Below are 16,095 nucleotides of genomic sequence, written 5' to 3' on the forward strand. Positions count from 1 at the left end.
TCAAGCCAGATTTCAAGAACTGAATCTAAGTCGATTAAATTGTATTTTCTTATCATTTTTGGACTCTGGATTGTCAAATTTACCGGGGTACATAACGCCGCATTAAGGTGTGAGCAACGCTACCACGAAACTTAACCATACCACCGTAATCACGAAACCCAACGAGGGAATGAAAAATGCCAAGCGTTGGGAATCACTCTTAAATGCTTTGTTAGCAATATTACTGTCGAGGGCCTCTACTTTTATCACTAAGTAGTTCTAGTGTTTGATTGCAATACTTAGCAGCGCCATCTGTCTCCGGGAAAAGCGTAGCTGGATGGATATTCATTAAGCGCAAGTGGCGTAAAATTTTCAAACGTTCAGAGTCTGGGACGTCGATCTTAATTAAATAAGGAGCATCATTTGGCAAATTTTCCTTAGCCCAAGAAATAATATCAAATTGGATAGGTTGCTTTGTAAATAGACCTGTTTGTGTAATAAGCCTAGGATTATTATCTGACAGCGGCTCTAAAAAATTAAACCAATGTTTCTCATTTTTTTTCGCATTGTGAGAAGCCATAGCGTCAACAACCCATCGACTAGAGCTTAAAGCCCATATTGTCCTATACCCAGTGCTAGAAGGGGTATGATCTTCAAACGCAAAAAACAAGGCTACATAAATTGAATGTGTCCAGTCCAACAAAGGGGTAGCTAGCCCGTAATGCTGGCCTAAAGCCCACAACTCTTCGCTGTTGGTTTGAACATCCTTAGCAACACTCGATCTACCCCGTAATGACTTCACAAACTCCTTTAGAACAAAATCATATGTAGAATCTAAGTCAACATTAGGTTTAAGCCTATGAATTAGTCGATCTAATGTAGTTTCCAACTTCCAACTAGAGCATCCATGCCCTCTAAAAACAAAGTCCATCTGATCAGCAAAATAGTAATTATCATTTAAGAAATCTTGCCAACTTTCATATCTATGCTCTACATATGGACCTTTTGCCATATTACCTCCATTTATATTGCTAACGCCCAATTAAGGGGTGAGCCACGCTACCACGACACCAAATTTGGAGGCCGTAAACACTGAACGTGACCAAAACCAAAAATGCCAAGCGTGGGGAATCCCTCTTAAATTGTTTGTTATAAAACTATTTATACCAACCCTAGTGCTCGCAGGACTAACTCCACGTAATCCGCAAAATTCTCAAATTTTTGGAGTAAGTCTAGAGGAATATCAATATCAGTTAACAAATCTTGGATTCCAGCCCAATTCTCTTTGAAGAAATCCTTAACTGCTCTTTTCGCATCGGCTGGTATTTGCTCTATTTTGTCAGCGGTAGTAAGAGCTTGCTCTAAAGTCACCACCACTTGCTCGCCACCCGCCATGACGGGTACACCGCCAGCCATAACACGATGAGTTACTTTTTTGTATTCATTAACTTCTACCTTAATTCCATTTACACACTAAAACCAACAATCATCTTTATGCACATACACACCATCGGATAGATATACATAGTCATCAGGATTTGTTAATTGGTCTCCGCCATCCTTTACGTCCAGTAAGCGTAGATGCTTTTCAACCTCCTCAGAAGACACCCTTTGCCAACGAGTATCATAACCATCAGAAGTTAGCGCTTTATATCCGATTTTTTTGCCATTACTTTCATTGACAACAACAACGATATCGCCGACTTCTGGGTTTGGGCATTCTGAATACATGCGTTCGCGCCAAGCTTTAAGATCTCCGGAAGTAAGGCCACTCGGGTCAGCGACCCACGTACCATTATCTTTTACAATCGTCATATTATTTCTCTTATTATGCCCACATAGCCGATTAGTTTTATAACGCCGCGTTAAGGGGGGCAGGCACGCAATACGAAAGCTACCGCACAGTGCCGTAACCACTGAACCCAACGCAAATTGAAAATGCCACGCGTGCCAAATCCCGCTTAAACACTTTGTTATAAGGCTTACAGTTGCGCCTTATTCTGAGTCTGCAAATCAGCAATTGGCTTAGCTCTCCGATACATTGCCATCAGCATTTTTAGTTCCACTAATTGATCACCTTTTGATATTTTGGAAAGGCTCACTACTTGTTGGGGAGATAAATTTAACTGCTCATGTAACTCAAGAACAGAGTTTCTTACAAAGTTCTTATCTTCCTGATTTTCTAACTCTCGCATTTTCTTTTGCGCTAGTTGTCTCGAACGATACTGAGAATGAATCACATGATAAGTCGTCGCAATCGTACCCACAGTAGAACAAATAGCGAAAACCAGATTTTTTATGTCATCAGCAACTTCAATAAGTACTGATAACTCCATAAATCCCGGAGACGCATATTGTATTTTCTGAACATTGGGCAATAAGTCTGGGTGAATATGATTTTTCATACCAGTGAAAAAATGGACAACACTAGCTCCACCTAGCCAAGGCATGCGCTCAAATTCCATTGTTGAGTCGGTTTCCGACAGCGTTCTCAAAGCAAAGAAGAAACCATAAACCTGAATATATTGATTAGAAAAGACCGAGAAATCCTCAAGACTCCAACGTTCATCTAAATTTATTATTACTGAACCTTTATTCATGACCTCATTCCTGCCTTATAACGCCGCATTAAGGTGTGACCAACGCTACCACGAAACTTGACCATACTACCGTAAACACTGAACCCAATAATAGAGTGAAAAATACCATGCGTTGGGAATCACTCTTAAATGCTTTGTTATGAGCATGTCACCCGCTAGCACATTCCAGCTTTTGACAAAAAGTCAGTGCCAACTAAATATGGGCGATGGTAACCCGTTACATCATCCTCTACCCTTTCAGGGTCTACTATCATCAAACACTGGTGTACTGGGAAGTCGCCTCTTTCAAAAAGTAAGTCCGCATGCGCTTCCGCTGTACAATCTATTATTGTTCCATCAGAAAGAGTTAGCCATACATGTGCTTTTATAGGCTTCGTTATATCTGGATTCATCAGTTCATATCGGATACTGTCGTATGACATCTCACAATAAATATAGTCATTCCAGTACCTATCTCCAACAGTGATATAACTTTCTATACCCAAATTTTCTTTCAAGAAATACTGAGCCATTAGATGGACCGGAGTGCAATGTCCGGCGAGATCTGATGATGTTTTATAACCATGAGCAAATAAAACATCAACACACAACTGCAATGCTTGACGTTTTTCTTCAAAACTCAAAGGTTGCTTAAATGGATATGGTTCTTCTTTCAGCCGTAGACCAATTTCTCTGGTTTTTGTTACTGCTGCCTCAAACCTACTTTTATAACTCAAATGATTGTTCCTTTAATATTGAAAATAGACAGAATGCTCATAACAGTGATTAGATGGAAGGCGGCATTAATCCGTTAGCAGAGCATTCCATATAACTCCGTAACATTTTCACTGCCGCCAAGTAAAAACAATCATTAAATCATAATGTACCCGTTTGCCTCTCGTGTTGGGCGTACTCGCTTGACTTCCTCTTTCTGCGCCACCGTTACTACTATGTAAAAAAACAGTGCTCAGCGCAGTCTTGGAAAGCGCCGCCGGATCACGCCAGCATTAGCAGGTCAGAAATAAAAATGGGGTCGTCACCATGTGGAGTGGGTCGTAGGCAACTCTCGCTTATCCATTCCATCTGGCATGGCTACCGCCCCTGAATTTCAGCCTCCAGTCTGCTGCGTTTAACCAACGGGATGGGGTTGGCATGGCTCATGGGGTGACTCCTACGAGGCTTTGTTGCCAATCGGGTATATTAGCGGCGGGCAGGCGGAGGGAAAGGACCAGATGGCCGATTTCTGAGCTAGATCGACTAATTAGTCAATAACGACTGATCTGGTATGCAGATGGGGCGGGTGCTGCCATTGGTAAGGTAAACAGTTAGTGGGGAAAGAGTGAGTGGCTAAAGCGGTAGCGTATAAAAAACAAGAAGCCCCTGAACGGGGCTTCTCTTTGGCGGCATAGCCACTGTGAACGGCTTGGGTGAGCGACTTGCTGGCGCGTTGACCGGGCGCCAGAGCGGGCTGGTGCGGGCCTACTCTGCGGCCTTGTTGAGCCACTCCACCTTGTACTGGGCACCGGTGCCCTGTGCCAGCTTGGCGCACAGCGGTTTGAGGAAGGCTTCAATCTGCTCGTCCAGCATCCAGGGGGGGCTGATGATCAGCATGCCTGAGCCGTTCATGCCCCAGTCGGCAGTCTGACCGGCCACTTCCAGCTCGGCCACCAGGACGTTACCGAAGTTCTCGCGCTTGATGGCGCGCAGCATGTCGCGGGATTTGTCCGCCTCCTGCCCGAGGATGGGATACCAGAGGGCGTAGATGCCGGTCGCCCAGCGCTTTTGCGCCTTTTTCAGGGTGTCGACCACGGCGAAGTAATCTTCTTTGAGCTCATAGGGCGGATCGATCAGCACCAGCCCGCGGCGCGGAGTCGGCGGCAGCAGGGCGATCAGCCCCTCGAAGCCGTCACGGTGGTGCACGGCGACGCGGGGGTCATAGCCCATGTTGGCGCGCAGATCTTCGACCTCGTTGTTGTGCAGCTCCATCAGCGCCAGCTTGTCCTGCTCGCGGGTGAGGCGGCGGGAGAGCTCCGGCGAGCCGGGGTAGTAGTGCAGCTCGCCGTTCTGATTTATCTCCTCGATAACGCCCAGATAGGTGGCCATGGCAGACCACTGGGTCCGCTCGTCCCACAGGCGGCCGATGCCGTCGGCATACTCGGCCTTCTTCTGGGACCAGTCGCCGCGCAGGTCGTAGAGACCGCCACCGGCATGGGTGTCCAGCACGATGAAGGGTTTCTCCTTCTTCTTGAGGGACTCGATGATCAGGGCCTGAACGGCGTGTTTCAGCACGTCGGCATGGTTGCCGGCGTGAAAGGCGTGGCGATAGCTCAGCATATTAGATCTCTGAGGGGGCCCTGCTGGGCACCCAGTAACGATAGATAGTTCAACAAATTGCGGCTGTTGCCGCGAAACAGGGAGAGGCTGCGCAGGGTCTGCAACAGGACGCCCTGTTGCAGCCGCTCCAGCTCCAGCTCGTGGGCCAGCATCGACTGATACTGCTGCTCGTCGAGTCGCGTCTTGGCGCTCTGGCGCAGGGCGCGCCACGGGGTCAGCACCGCCTCGGTCTGCACCAGCGCCGGTTGCAGGTCGGTCAGATCGACCACGATGCCGAGTTGATCGAGCCGGTGCAGCAGCAGCGCCAGATTGACGTTGCCCCCCTGCTCCTGCACGGTGAGCCAATCCTGGCTGCGCTCACCGTAGACCTTGCCGCTCCAGTGCCAGAAGCCGATCGGCGTCGGCAATTCGTGGACCGCGACCCGCTCGCTGGCCATCAGCTGTTCGTCACGCAAAGAAGGCTTGCTCCATGGTTTCCAGCTCTTCTGAGAGGCTCATCCACTCCAGCTCCACCTCTTCCAGCTGCTCCTTGAGGGGGCCCTGGGATTTGAGCAGCTCGGAGAGCTTGGTTTTAGCGCTCTCTTCGTAGATGGCGGGGTCGGCCAGCTGGCTCTCGATGTCGCCGAGCTTACCTTGCAGCTTCTCCATGCTCGCTTCGAGCTTTTCCAGCTTCTGGCGCAGCGGACGGGTTTGCTGGCGGAACTCCGCCTCGCGCCGCTTCTGATCCTTGCGCGCCACCGCCGAGTTGGCGGAGACAGGGCCATCGGCCGGTTTGGCGTTGGCCTCTTTCTCCTGCTCGCCGAGCCACTTGTGGTAGTCGTCCAGATCGCCGTCGAACGGTTCGACCCGGCCACCGTGCACCAGATAGAAGTCATCTGTGGTGGTACGCAGCAGGTGACGGTCGTGGGAGACCACCACCATGGCCCCTTCGAAGCCTTGCAGCGCCATGGTCAGGGCGTGGCGCATCTCCAGATCCAGGTGGTTGGTCGGTTCATCGAGCAGCAGCAGGTTGGGCTTTTGCCAGGTGATCAGCGCCAGCACCAGCCGCGCTTTTTCGCCGCCAGAGAAGGGGGCCACCTTGTCGAGCGCCTTGTCTCCGTGAAAACCGAAGCTGCCCAGATAGTTGCGCAGCTCCTGCTCGGTCTTGTCCGGCGCGAGGCGGGCCAGATGATCGAGCGGGGAATCATCGAGACGCAGGGTCTCCAGCTGATGCTGGGCGAAGTAACCGATGCTCACCCCGGCGCTCACTTCGAGCTTGCCGGAGAGCGGCGGGTTGGAGCCGGACAGCATCTTGATAAAGGTGGACTTGCCGGCGCCGTTACGACCGAGCAGACCGATGCGCGAACCCGGTACCAGATTGAGTTTGATCTTCTCCAGGATCACCTTGTCGCCGTAACCGGCAGAGAGGTTCTCCATGGCGATGAGCGGGGTCGGCAGGGCCGACGGCTCGCGAAACTCGAAGCTGAACTCCGAGTCGGCGTGGGCGGGCAGGATCTTCTCCATCCGCTCCATCGCTTTCAGGCGGCTCTGGGCCTGGCGGGCCTTGGAGGCCTTGTAGCGGAAGCGGTCCACATACGCCTGCATGTGGGACATTTCCCGCTGCTGCTTCTCGTACATCGACTGCTGCTGGGCCAGATGTTCGGCGCGCTGCAGTTCGAAGTCGGAGTAGCCGCCGGTGTATTCGTTGAGCTTGCCGTTCTCGATATGGATGATGCGGCTGATGACCGAATCAAGGAAATCGCGGTCGTGAGAGATGAGCACCAGCGTGCCCTGATAGCCCTTGAGCCACTTCTCCAGCCAGATCACCGCATCGAGATCCAGGTGGTTGGTCGGTTCATCGAGCAGCAGCAGATCGGAGCGGCAGAGCAGCGCCTGGGCGAGGTTTAAGCGCATGCGCCAGCCACCGGAGAAGCTGCGTACCGGCGAGCTCAGCTGCTCGTCGCTGAAACCGAGGCCGTGCAGCAGCTCGGCTGCGCGGGCGCGAATGCTGTAGGCGCCGATGGTATCGAGGCGACCGTGCAGCTCGGCTACCAGCAGACCGTTGTCATCCTGCTCGGCTTGTACCAGCTGGGCTTCCAGCGAGCGGAACTCCTTGTCGCCGTCGATCACATACTCGAGCGCCGAGCAGTCGAGCGCCGGGGTCTCCTGCGCGACGCCTGCGATCTGCCAGCCAGCGGGCAGGCTGAAGGTGCCGCTGTCGATGGCCAGCTCGCCCCGTACCAGTGCAAAAAAGGTGGACTTGCCACAGCCATTTTTGCCCACCAGACCCACTTTGTGGCCGGGGTGAATGGTGGCGGAGGCGTTGTCCAGCAGCTTGCGGCCGCCGCGGATCAGTTCGATTTGACTGGCAACTATCATGGGTGGGATCTGCTTGCTCAAAATGGAGGAGAAAAACTGGCGCGGATCTTACGTGAAATGACGCTGATTTGCACTGTAGCGAAGGGCTGGCCACTGGCTGGCGCTGCAAAAACATGCCATAACAGAGAAACCAGTTTGGTTACGGGAGGTTAGCATGCATATCAGGGATATTATGACGACCCGGGTCGCCACCGTTTCAATGGATGATCGACTCCGAGTCATCAGGGATATCTTCGAGCAGGCACACTTTCGCCACCTGCTGGTGCTGGAGGAGGAGGAGCTGGTGGGGGTCATCTCGGATCGGGATCTGTTCCGCGCCATCAGCCCCTATCTCGACTCCGAAGCCGAGATGAGCCGCGATACCGAAACCCTCAACAAGCGGGCCCACCAGATCATGAGTCGTCAGCTCGTCACCATCGCTCCCCATCTCACCGTGCGCGACGGCGTCAAGCTGATGCTGGAGAAGGGGGTCTCCTGCCTGCCAGTGCTGGAGAATGGCGCCCTGGTCGGCATCATCAGCTGGAAGGATTTTCTCAAGGCGGCGCTGGAGAGTGATGCACTGGGCTGAGCCCGGGTACATAACAGTCATCTGTCACCGTAGCTGCTTGTGCCCGTCCTTGAGGGCCATAAGGGTACACGAAATGAATAGAGGGGAGCCAAGGCTCCCCTCTCTCTATGTGGTGGCTGGTGGCGCAGGTAAGTGCACCCCCTGCTGCTTCATCATGACTCCGGGGGCCCCTTGGCCAGGCTGGATGGGCCACTGCCGGAGAGGTGCGGCTGCAAGTGGGTGCGGATCTCCTGCAGAGTACGCTGGTACTGCTGGGCATGTTGATCCAGAAACGCAGGGCTGTGCTTGAGGCGCCGCTCCAGGGTATCGACCAGCAGCGCTACCTTGGGGGCAGCCATGCCCGTCGGCCAGCTGTGTTGCAGCAGTTCCAGCAATTGCCAGGCATCGCCGGGCAGGGCAGGGAACTCCTCCAGCAACTGCAAGCCGGCCTGCAGAGCCAGTTGATAATCACCTTTTTGTATCCCCTGATGGCGGGTCTGGCGCAAGCTGGTCAGGCGCTGCTCCCGCGTCGTCAACCGTTGGCCCAGTTCCGTTAGCAGATGGTGAAACAGTTTACGGGTCAGTGGGTGGGGCGCGACACGGTCACGGTAGTGTGCCAGTTGGGCGAGATAACGCTGGGCATGATGGGGCAGGCCACAAAACTGACAGACGGCAAAGCCCAACAACAGGGTGAGATGGTTCTCGCTCGCCTGGTTGGGTTGATGGTGGGCGATCAGGATCAACGCCTCGTCGAAGCAGTAATCCAGTCCCTGCATCAGTGCTTGCAGCAGCTCGTACTCCTGGGGAGGCAGGTTCACTGTTCGCTGCAGGTGGGTCCACTCCTGTTTCAGGGAGCGGATCCGGTTGCTGGACGGTGCATGCCACAGTACCGCCAGCATGGCATTGATCATGAAGTGGTCGATGGCCAACCGGACGCGCAGCTCACTGAAATAGTGAAGATTCAGGGTGCTGGCTTGTTCCAGTACCTTCCTCTCGTCTTGCTGTAGCAGTCCCAGAATCATGGCCAGCTGATGCCAGCGTGGTTGATGAGGGCGGACTTGCTGCAGCTGCACCATGGTCTCCCAGGCTGCCTGCCACTGATGTTGGTGCAGCTGGCTGGCGAGTTGCAGCTCCAGTCGGGTGGCGGTCGGCAATATGGCCTGATGACGCTGCAAGTCAGTTTCGGCACTCTGCAGTTTGCCCAATCCCAACATGGCGTAAAACAGTCCGACCCTTGGCCAGCTTGCCCGATACTCGTTGGCGCAGAGGGCATAATGCTGAGCGGCAGTGAGCTGTTCGCTGGATTGCAGCAGCAGGTAGCCCTTGAACCGATCCAGCCAGGGGGCAAGGGGGCGGTTGTCCCGTTGATAGAGCAGGTCTTCACAGAGTGCGGTCGCCAGTTTCCACTCCCGCAGCAGGGCCGGAGGGGCGAGGGTGTGGGTCATTTTGCTCAGTTGTGCCAACTGCTTGAGCACAGTCGTGAGCTCTCCTGCAATGAAGGGGAGTGGCAGATGGAGGGAGAAGTAGAGGTCCGAGGGGAGAAAATCCTGCTCGTTCTGGTCCGCATCCAGCAACAACAGGACGCAGGCGGGTTGCAGCAGGCCGAGGTAGTGTGCCTCATGCAGCAGGCGGGCGCCGTCATGGCCCAGTTTTCTATTTTGCTGGCAGACAATGGCATCGAATGGCTGTTGTTGCAGCAGGGTGAGCAGACCGCTGCGTTCCTGACCCGGATGGCTGTGGTGGTGGATCCGTTCAGCAGGAATACCCTGTTCGGTCAGTTCTCTGGTGATGGCGCTACGGAGCAGGGGATCCTCTTCGAGCAGCAGTATCGTCATGCACGCGTCCTTTCAATACTCCACGAGTAGATCAGAGTAGACCCAAGAGGAACATAGCGACAACTCTGCGGAGGGAGGAAAAGTGACAGTAGTCAGCGCGGGAAGGGAGAGGGCACTATAGGTGGTTACCGGGAGCCATGTACCCCGGTGAGAAAGACACACTCTGTTTGACGGATCAGGAGTGAACCACTCCCTAGTTTCCCTTGCCAGCTGACTTCGAGCTTGCCGAGGCGGCCCAGATGGCGCAGCTCGAACTCGTAGCGCTGGCAGAGGTTGTCCTGAGGCAGGCTCGCCATCCCCGCTGGCAGTCGGTATTGATAGCGCAGGAGTGGCCCATCTTCCAGCTTGCTGGCCACCGGCACCAGCCCCTCTGGGGTGGGCTGCGGCGCCCCGAGTGCGCGGCGCAAACTGAGCGGCGCATCGATCGCCTTTTGATAGTGCAGGCCGTTCATCGCCGCCAGCTCCTCTTCCAGCCGTTGCAACTCCCCTTCCAGTCCATTGAGCGCGGCCCCCAGCTGCTGGTGGGTCGTTGACGAGGCACAGCCACCCAGCAACAGGGTGGCAAGCAGCAGGGCGGCTCTGATGGGGGGCACGGCATCTCCTTGGCTATGACGATGAAGCGTGAAGGTCAGGTCGGTTGGCCCTGACTATAGCAGGGGATTGCTGGGGGGCGTCCCCTGCAGCAGTTGGGCCAGACGGGCCAGCCCCTCGCCGACCCGGGCGTCGGTGGCGGGTTGGCTCAGGCTCAGGCGCACCCCCTGCGGAGCGGCAAACTGACCGGCGGCGAAGTGTTCCCCACTCGCCACGCCAACGTCAAGGGCATCGGCGGCAGCGGCAAACTGCTGGCTGCGCCAGGGCTCCGGCAGCGGCAGCCAGGCGTGCATGCTGCCCGGCTGCCAGCGGGCGGCGGGCAGCAGGTGGCGCAGCAGTTCGCCACGGCGCTTGAGGATCTCCCGCTGCTGCTCGACCAGCGGCATGATCTGGCGCTGACTGACCATTTTGCAGGCGAGCTCGATCAGCAGCGGGCTCACCATCCAGCTCGACAGCCGCATGGTCTGGGCGAAGGCGCTGCGCAGGGCGGGGGGCGTCAGCACGAAGCCCACCCGCAGGCCGCCGCAGGCGATCTTGGCCAGACTGCCCAGATAGATGACCCGCTCCGGCGCCAGATTGACCAGAGGGATCACAGGTTGCTGGGGCAGCAGACCGTTGACGTCATCCTCGATGATCAGCAGATCGTGGCGACGGGCGATGGCGACGATGGCCTCCCGCCGCGCCAGACTCATGATGGCGGTGGTGGGGTTTTGCAGGGTCGGGGTGAGGTAGAGCAGCTTGGCCCGGCGGGTACGGCAGGCGGCGTCCAGCGCCTCGGGCAGCAGCCCCTCCTCGTCCATCGCCAGTCCCACCACCTGATTCTTCAGTTGGCGAGCGTTGCCCAGCATGCCGGGGTAGCTCAGCCCCTCGCACAGGATGGTCTCCCCCACGCAGCCGGTCGCCAGCAGCGCCAGCATGATGCCGTGCTGGGCGCCGTGGCTGAACAGCAGGCGATCCTCACTGCAGGCCACTCCTTGCTCCGCCAACCAGTTGACGAACTGCTGGCGCTGATCCGGCCGTCCCGCCTCCTTGTCGTAGCCGAGCAGGGCGTTGAGATCCCCGTCCGCCACTTCCCCCAGCATGGGGCGAATGATGGCCGCCCGATCCAGCTGCACCGGCAGGTTCTGCCACAGCTCGATGCGGTGCCCCTCCTCCTGGCGGATCACCCACTCATTGGCGGGATCCGTGTTCGCTCCCTTGACCCAGGTGCCGTGGCCCACCCGGGCGGCCAGCAGGCCGCGCCGCTCCGCCTCGCTGTAGGCGCGGGTGACGGTGCCGACGGTGACACCCAGACGATCCGCCAGGGATCGGTGGGTAGGCAATCGGGTCTGCGTTGGCAGCTCGCCATTCGCGATCCCCTGTTCGATCGCTTTGACCAGCTTGAGGTAGAGGGGGCCATCGAAGGCAGCAAGGTCGGGCGTCCAGATTGTCATGGTGACAATAAATCCATTGATCAAAATTTGTTGTCAATATAGCGTGAATTTCAACCTGATAACAACCAAATAGCACACATTGTATCGATACAATGTGGCGAGCAAGGAGTCACAATATGACGATGGAGTGGTATGTCACCCTGTTCGGTTTTGCCGTACTCACCTGCGGTACGCCGGGGCCCAACAACCTGATGCTGACGGCCTCCGGCGCCAACTTCGGGGTGCGCCGCACCCTGCCACATCTGCTCGGGGTGGGGCTGGGGCAGCCGGTGCTACAACTGGTGCTGGCGCTGGGGCTCTATCCCCTGTTCGAGCGTTGGCCCTTGCTGCGCCTCGGTTTGCAGATCTTCGGCAGCCTCTATCTGCTGTGGCTGGCGTGGCGTATCGCGGTGGCCGGTGCGCCCAGTGATCCGGCCCGACGTGCCCGTCCGCTAACCATGCTGGAGGGGCTGGGCTTTCAGTTTCTCAACCCCAAGGCGTGGATGATGGGGATCTCCGCCATCAGTCTGTTCAGCCTGCCCGGCGCCAGTTACTGGTCGAGTCAGCTGGCGGTGATGGTCATGTTTGTGCTGGTGGCCCTGCCGGTCTGCTTTGTCTGGGTACTGTTCGGCCATCAGCTGAGCAACTGGATCAGCTCGGATCGGGGCTGGCGGCGACTCAACGGCTCCCTCGGTCTGCTGACGGCGCTCTGCGTGGTGATGCTCTGGTATTGAGCCGTGTTGCGCTGGAGGGGGAGGTGGCCTGGAAAGAGGCATTTCTGACTTGTCGCCAAGGGGTTGGCTCTGCATATTAGAAGGCTTTCCCCATAACGGGGGCGTTGCATCGACAAGAGGTTGAGATGGATCTGAACTGGTTACTGCCCCTGGCGGGGTTTGCTCTGGTTACCTGCGGCACGCCGGGGCCCAACAATATGTTGCTCACCAGCGCCGGGGCGGCGCAGGGTTTTCGCCGCACGATTCCCCTGCTGGTGGGGGTGGTCGGGGGGATCAATCTGATGATCCTCGCCACCGCGCTGGGGCTTGGCGTGGTGTTCGAGAAGGTGCCGCTGCTGCACGATGGCCTCAAGCTTATCGGTTCGGCCTATCTGCTCTGGCTGGCGTGGAAGGTGGCTACGGCCAGTGGCCCGGCCGAGGGCAACCGGCCGCTCATTCCCGCCCATCAGGGGGCCATGCTGCAACTGCTCAACCCCAAGGCGTGGATGATGGCGCTCTCCGCCATCAGCGGTTTCACTCTAGCGGGGGAGGCTTACTGGCCCTCTGCGCTCTGGGTGTTGGTGATCTTCTTTATTACCGGCCTCTACACCGGGGCGTTCTGGGTGCTTTTTGGTGCCCAGGTGCGGCAAATCATTCGCACCGCCCGGGGTTGGCGCCGTTTCAATCTCGGCATGGGGCTGGCGACGGCCGCCTGTGTCGGGATGATCTGGATTTAGCCCGGGGTTGACCCGGGCCTTTACCGGCTGTCTTGTTGGCCCTGCGGGGCCTTTTTTATCTCGTCCGCGTGGCCTTGCCTGCAAGGTGGCGTGGTTCTGCCCTCCCTTGGGATGAAAGGAGTTCCTATGAAATGTATCGGTCTGTTAGGTGGCATGAGCTGGGAGTCCACCGTCAGTTACTATCAGGCGCTCAACCGCGGGGTGCGGGCACAGCTCGGTGGTTTGCACTCGGCGCGGGTGCTGCTCAATAGCGTCGACTTTGCCGGTATCGAGCGGCTGCAGCATGCCGGTGACTGGCCCGCTACCGCCCGCCTGCTGGCGGCGGAGGCGCGCAAGTTGCAGGATGGCGGCGCCGATTTCTTGCTGATCGGCACCAACACCATGCACAAGGTCGCCCCCGAGATTGAGGCGGCCATCGATATCCCGCTGCTCCATATCGCCGATGCCACCGCGGCCAAATTGCGGGCGGACGGGATAACCCGGGTCGGCCTGCTCGGCACCCGCTTCACCATGGAGCAGGATTTTTACAAAGGGCGCTTGCAGGAGCGCTTCGGGTTGGCGGTGCTGGTACCCTATGAGGCCGGGCGGGAGCGGGTACACAGGATCATCTATGACGAGCTCTGTCTGGGGGAGATCCGTGCATCGTCGAGGGCCGAGTATCTGGCCATTATCGAGGCGCTGGCGGCCGCGGGTGCCGAGGCGGTGATCCTTGGCTGCACCGAGATTGCCCTGCTGCTGGGGGATGCCCGGGCGGCAGTGCCGCTCTACGACACCACCGCCATCCATGCCGAAGCGGCGGTCGCGCTGGCACTGGCATCCGATTAATAAACTGGTCAGATCTCACTATTCATGCTTGTCTCATACCCCTTGCCATAAAAGCGTGTAAAATTGCGCCCTGAATTTTCCCCGGCCAACGCGGGTTGGCTGCGGTTTCCTAGCATGCAAGGCTGACATTGTGACTGAAGTAGATAGATTCGCGGATATTCGCCCTTACCGCGATGAAGAAGTGCCGGCAGCCATCGAACGGCTGATCCAGGATGATGAATTTATCGGCGCCATCGCCAAGTATCGTTTCGGTTCCCTGATGAGCTGGCTGGGTTGGGCCATCCGCCCGATGATCCGCCTGTTCCTGCGCCGCAAATGGTCAAAAGTGACCACTGTGCATCAGGTCCAGATGGGGGTCACCCGGTACATGTCCCGCATGATCGCCACCTCCACCAAGGGGGTGACCTTCTCCGGGATCGAGCATCTGAAGAAAGAGCAGGGCTATCTGTTTGTCTCCAACCACAGAGACATCGCCATGGACCCGGCGTTCGTCAACTGGGGGCTGCACACCCACGGTTTCGATACCGTGCGCATCGCCATCGGTGACAACCTGCTGCGCAAACCCTGCGCCACCGAGCTGATGAAGCTCAACAAGAGCTTTATCGTCAAGCGCTCCGCCAAGGGGCCGCGGGAGATGATGAAGGCGCTCGGCGAGCTCTCCGCCTACATCGGCCAGTCGGTGCACGAAGGCCACTCCATCTGGATCGCCCAGAAGGAAGGGCGCGCCAAGAATGGCGATGACAAGACAGATCCCGCCATCCTCAAGATGTTCTACGTCGACGGCAAGAAGCAGAAGATCGACTTCGTCGACTACATGCGTAGCCTCAATATCGTACCGGTCAGCATCAGCTACGAGCTGGACCCGACCGACAAGGCGAAGGCGCGCGAGCTCTACGAGAAGTCGGTCAACGGCAGCTACGAGAAGGGCGAGTTCGAGGATATCGAGAGTATCGTCGCCGGTATCGTCGGTATGAAGGGGCGGGTACACGTCTCCTTCGGCGCGCCGATTACCGAGGGCTTCAGCGATCCGGACGAACTGGCCGCGCTGATCGACAAGGCGATCTGGAGCAGCTACCACCTCTTCCCCAGCAACTATCTGGCTGCCGATGTCTCCGGCAAGGCCAATACCATCGAACAGGCGGCCTTCCTGACTCGTCAGTCAGAGGTGCCGGAAGAGCACAAGGCGATCTGGCGTGCCATGTACGCCAAACCGGTGGAAAACGCCAAAAAGGCTTGAATGAAACCGGTTGTTAAACGGTTTTGCGAAAAAAACGGGCGCTGATGCGCCCGTTTTTGCGTCTGGTCAAAGTCGAGGGGGAAAGGGTGGTGAATAATATGGTTTCAGCTGGTACGATCACTATGAAAATGGGATTATGTCTCTTGGCAAGGTGCTGACGAGTGTGTAACAGTGCCCATATAGCTGAACATGAGCAAAAGATCTAAACCGGTTTGCACGGATTGCAGACGGCATTATTGAAGGACCTGTCACAGGTCCTTTTTCATTGGCTGGCAAAGATGCCGCCCAGATATACCTAACAGGAAACAGACGCCATGATCACCGGTAGCCTGAACACCCTGCAGCGGACGCCGCTGCCCGCCCCGCTGGCCCGCATTATGGCCGAGGTGGTGAAGAGCGTGGCTCACTGGGGTGACGCTCCGCTCGGCAAGACCGAGATTGATGGCCTCAACCTGTTCTGTCTGGTGAGCGAGGATCTGACCGAGCCAGCCGCGGATCGCCGTGGCGAATTCCATCAGCAGTATCTCGATATCCAGTTGCTGCTGCGCGGTGAAGAGTGGATAGGTGTGGGCCCCCACGACTACGTGAGCGACGGCGCCGACCATCCCCATCCCGACCTCTGGTTTGTCGATGACGAGCAGACCAGCTATCTGGCGCTGCAACCGGGTGATTTCGCCATCTTCTGGCCGGGCGAGCTGCACCGCCCGCTCTGTACCTTCAACCAGCCCGCCAAGGTGAAGAAGCTGGTGGTCAAGGTACACAAGGATCTGCTGGCTATCGCCTGAGCACTCCCATTGAGGCGAGCCCTGCGCAGCTGATGCGTTGAGACTCGCAAGCATTGAAACCAGTGATACGCACTACAAGTTGCGATGACTCTTTCAAGAGCAAGAATTGAAACCAGTGATACGCACCACAGGTTGCGATGACTCTTTCAAGAGCAAGAATTGA

At 56.8% G+C, this 16,095-nt stretch carries 17 protein-coding genes; 6 read left to right on the forward strand and 11 right to left on the reverse strand.

What is annotated here, in order from left to right:
* Positions 1 to 220: 220 nt before the first annotated feature.
* The 8 genes from G5315_RS13640 to G5315_RS13675 all read right to left on the reverse strand — a co-directional run bounded on the left by G5315_RS13640 (position 221) and on the right by G5315_RS13675 (position 7,250).
* Positions 221 to 991, reverse strand: a complete 771-nt coding sequence (locus G5315_RS13640) for an FRG domain-containing protein (protein ID WP_139432280.1) — start codon at positions 989 to 991, stop codon at positions 221 to 223.
* A gap of 149 nt (positions 992 to 1,140) precedes the next feature.
* Positions 1,141 to 1,395, reverse strand: coding sequence for a hypothetical protein (locus tag G5315_RS13645; protein ID WP_421333212.1), 255 nt, complete (start codon positions 1,393 to 1,395; stop codon positions 1,141 to 1,143).
* Positions 1,396 to 1,452: 57 nt separating this feature from the next.
* Entirely contained in the window at positions 1,453 to 1,794 is a 342-nt protein-coding gene (locus tag G5315_RS13650; RefSeq protein ID WP_057568323.1) for a hypothetical protein, read from the reverse strand.
* A gap of 167 nt (positions 1,795 to 1,961) precedes the next feature.
* Positions 1,962 to 2,579, reverse strand: coding sequence for a hypothetical protein (locus tag G5315_RS13655; protein WP_050665232.1), 618 nt, complete (start codon positions 2,577 to 2,579; stop codon positions 1,962 to 1,964).
* A gap of 155 nt (positions 2,580 to 2,734) precedes the next feature.
* Positions 2,735 to 3,295 carry a hypothetical protein gene (locus G5315_RS13660; protein WP_279491631.1) on the reverse strand — a complete coding sequence of 187 codons (561 nt, stop codon included), beginning with the start codon at positions 3,293 to 3,295 and terminating at the stop codon, positions 2,735 to 2,737.
* A 742-nt stretch (positions 3,296 to 4,037) separates the two neighbouring features.
* Positions 4,038 to 4,892 (reverse strand): 23S rRNA (adenine(2030)-N(6))-methyltransferase RlmJ, encoded by an 855-nt coding sequence (locus tag G5315_RS13665; RefSeq protein ID WP_421333213.1) that lies wholly within the window; start codon positions 4,890 to 4,892, stop codon positions 4,038 to 4,040.
* On the reverse strand, positions 4,886 to 5,347 hold the full coding sequence (locus G5315_RS13670) for a DUF2390 domain-containing protein (protein ID WP_005343337.1): 462 nt from the start codon (positions 5,345 to 5,347) through the stop codon (positions 4,886 to 4,888). Before G5315_RS13670 ends, G5315_RS13665 begins: the two co-directional genes overlap by 7 nt.
* Positions 5,340 to 7,250 carry an ABC transporter ATP-binding protein gene (locus G5315_RS13675; protein ID WP_124928589.1) on the reverse strand — a complete coding sequence of 637 codons (1,911 nt, stop codon included), beginning with the start codon at positions 7,248 to 7,250 and terminating at the stop codon, positions 5,340 to 5,342. Before G5315_RS13675 ends, G5315_RS13670 begins: the two co-directional genes overlap by 8 nt.
* 154 nt (positions 7,251 to 7,404) lie before the next feature.
* Between G5315_RS13675 and G5315_RS13680 the strand changes: the two genes are divergently transcribed.
* Entirely contained in the window at positions 7,405 to 7,818 is a 414-nt protein-coding gene (locus tag G5315_RS13680; protein ID WP_227341361.1) for a CBS domain-containing protein, read from the forward strand.
* 152 nt (positions 7,819 to 7,970) lie between these two features.
* On the opposite strand, the gene G5315_RS13685 is transcribed toward G5315_RS13680, so the two are convergent.
* The 3 genes from G5315_RS13685 to G5315_RS13695 all read right to left on the reverse strand — a co-directional run bounded on the left by G5315_RS13685 (position 7,971) and on the right by G5315_RS13695 (position 11,656).
* On the reverse strand, positions 7,971 to 9,632 hold the full coding sequence (locus tag G5315_RS13685) for a hypothetical protein (RefSeq protein ID WP_335863859.1): 1,662 nt from the start codon (positions 9,630 to 9,632) through the stop codon (positions 7,971 to 7,973).
* 125 nt (positions 9,633 to 9,757) lie between these two features.
* Complete coding sequence (locus tag G5315_RS13690; protein WP_335863861.1) at positions 9,758 to 10,225, reverse strand: hypothetical protein; 468 nt, start codon at positions 10,223 to 10,225, stop codon at positions 9,758 to 9,760.
* A gap of 54 nt (positions 10,226 to 10,279) precedes the next feature.
* Positions 10,280 to 11,656: a PLP-dependent aminotransferase family protein gene (locus tag G5315_RS13695; RefSeq protein WP_267518535.1), complete on the reverse strand. Its 1,377-nt coding sequence runs from the start codon at positions 11,654 to 11,656 to the stop codon at positions 10,280 to 10,282.
* A gap of 116 nt (positions 11,657 to 11,772) precedes the next feature.
* Between G5315_RS13695 and G5315_RS13700 the strand changes: the two genes are divergently transcribed.
* The 5 genes from G5315_RS13700 to G5315_RS13720 all read left to right on the forward strand — a co-directional run bounded on the left by G5315_RS13700 (position 11,773) and on the right by G5315_RS13720 (position 15,932).
* On the forward strand, positions 11,773 to 12,369 hold the full coding sequence (locus G5315_RS13700) for a LysE family translocator (RefSeq protein ID WP_005362793.1): 597 nt from the start codon (positions 11,773 to 11,775) through the stop codon (positions 12,367 to 12,369).
* A gap of 125 nt (positions 12,370 to 12,494) precedes the next feature.
* Entirely contained in the window at positions 12,495 to 13,085 is a 591-nt protein-coding gene (locus tag G5315_RS13705; RefSeq protein WP_005335534.1) for a LysE family translocator, read from the forward strand.
* 126 nt (positions 13,086 to 13,211) lie between these two features.
* Positions 13,212 to 13,910, forward strand: coding sequence for an aspartate/glutamate racemase family protein (locus tag G5315_RS13710; RefSeq protein ID WP_421333214.1), 699 nt, complete (start codon positions 13,212 to 13,214; stop codon positions 13,908 to 13,910).
* Between the two features lie 130 nt (positions 13,911 to 14,040).
* Entirely contained in the window at positions 14,041 to 15,147 is a 1,107-nt protein-coding gene (locus G5315_RS13715) for a 1-acyl-sn-glycerol-3-phosphate acyltransferase (RefSeq protein WP_421333215.1), read from the forward strand.
* A gap of 314 nt (positions 15,148 to 15,461) precedes the next feature.
* Complete coding sequence (locus G5315_RS13720) at positions 15,462 to 15,932, forward strand: YhcH/YjgK/YiaL family protein (RefSeq protein ID WP_019445320.1); 471 nt, start codon at positions 15,462 to 15,464, stop codon at positions 15,930 to 15,932.
* The last annotated feature ends 163 nt before the right edge of the window (positions 15,933 to 16,095 follow it).

It is taken from the genome of Aeromonas sp. 603607 (genome assembly GCF_049171595.1).
In the GTDB taxonomy this organism is placed as follows: Bacteria; Pseudomonadota; Gammaproteobacteria; order Enterobacterales; family Aeromonadaceae; genus Aeromonas; species Aeromonas veronii.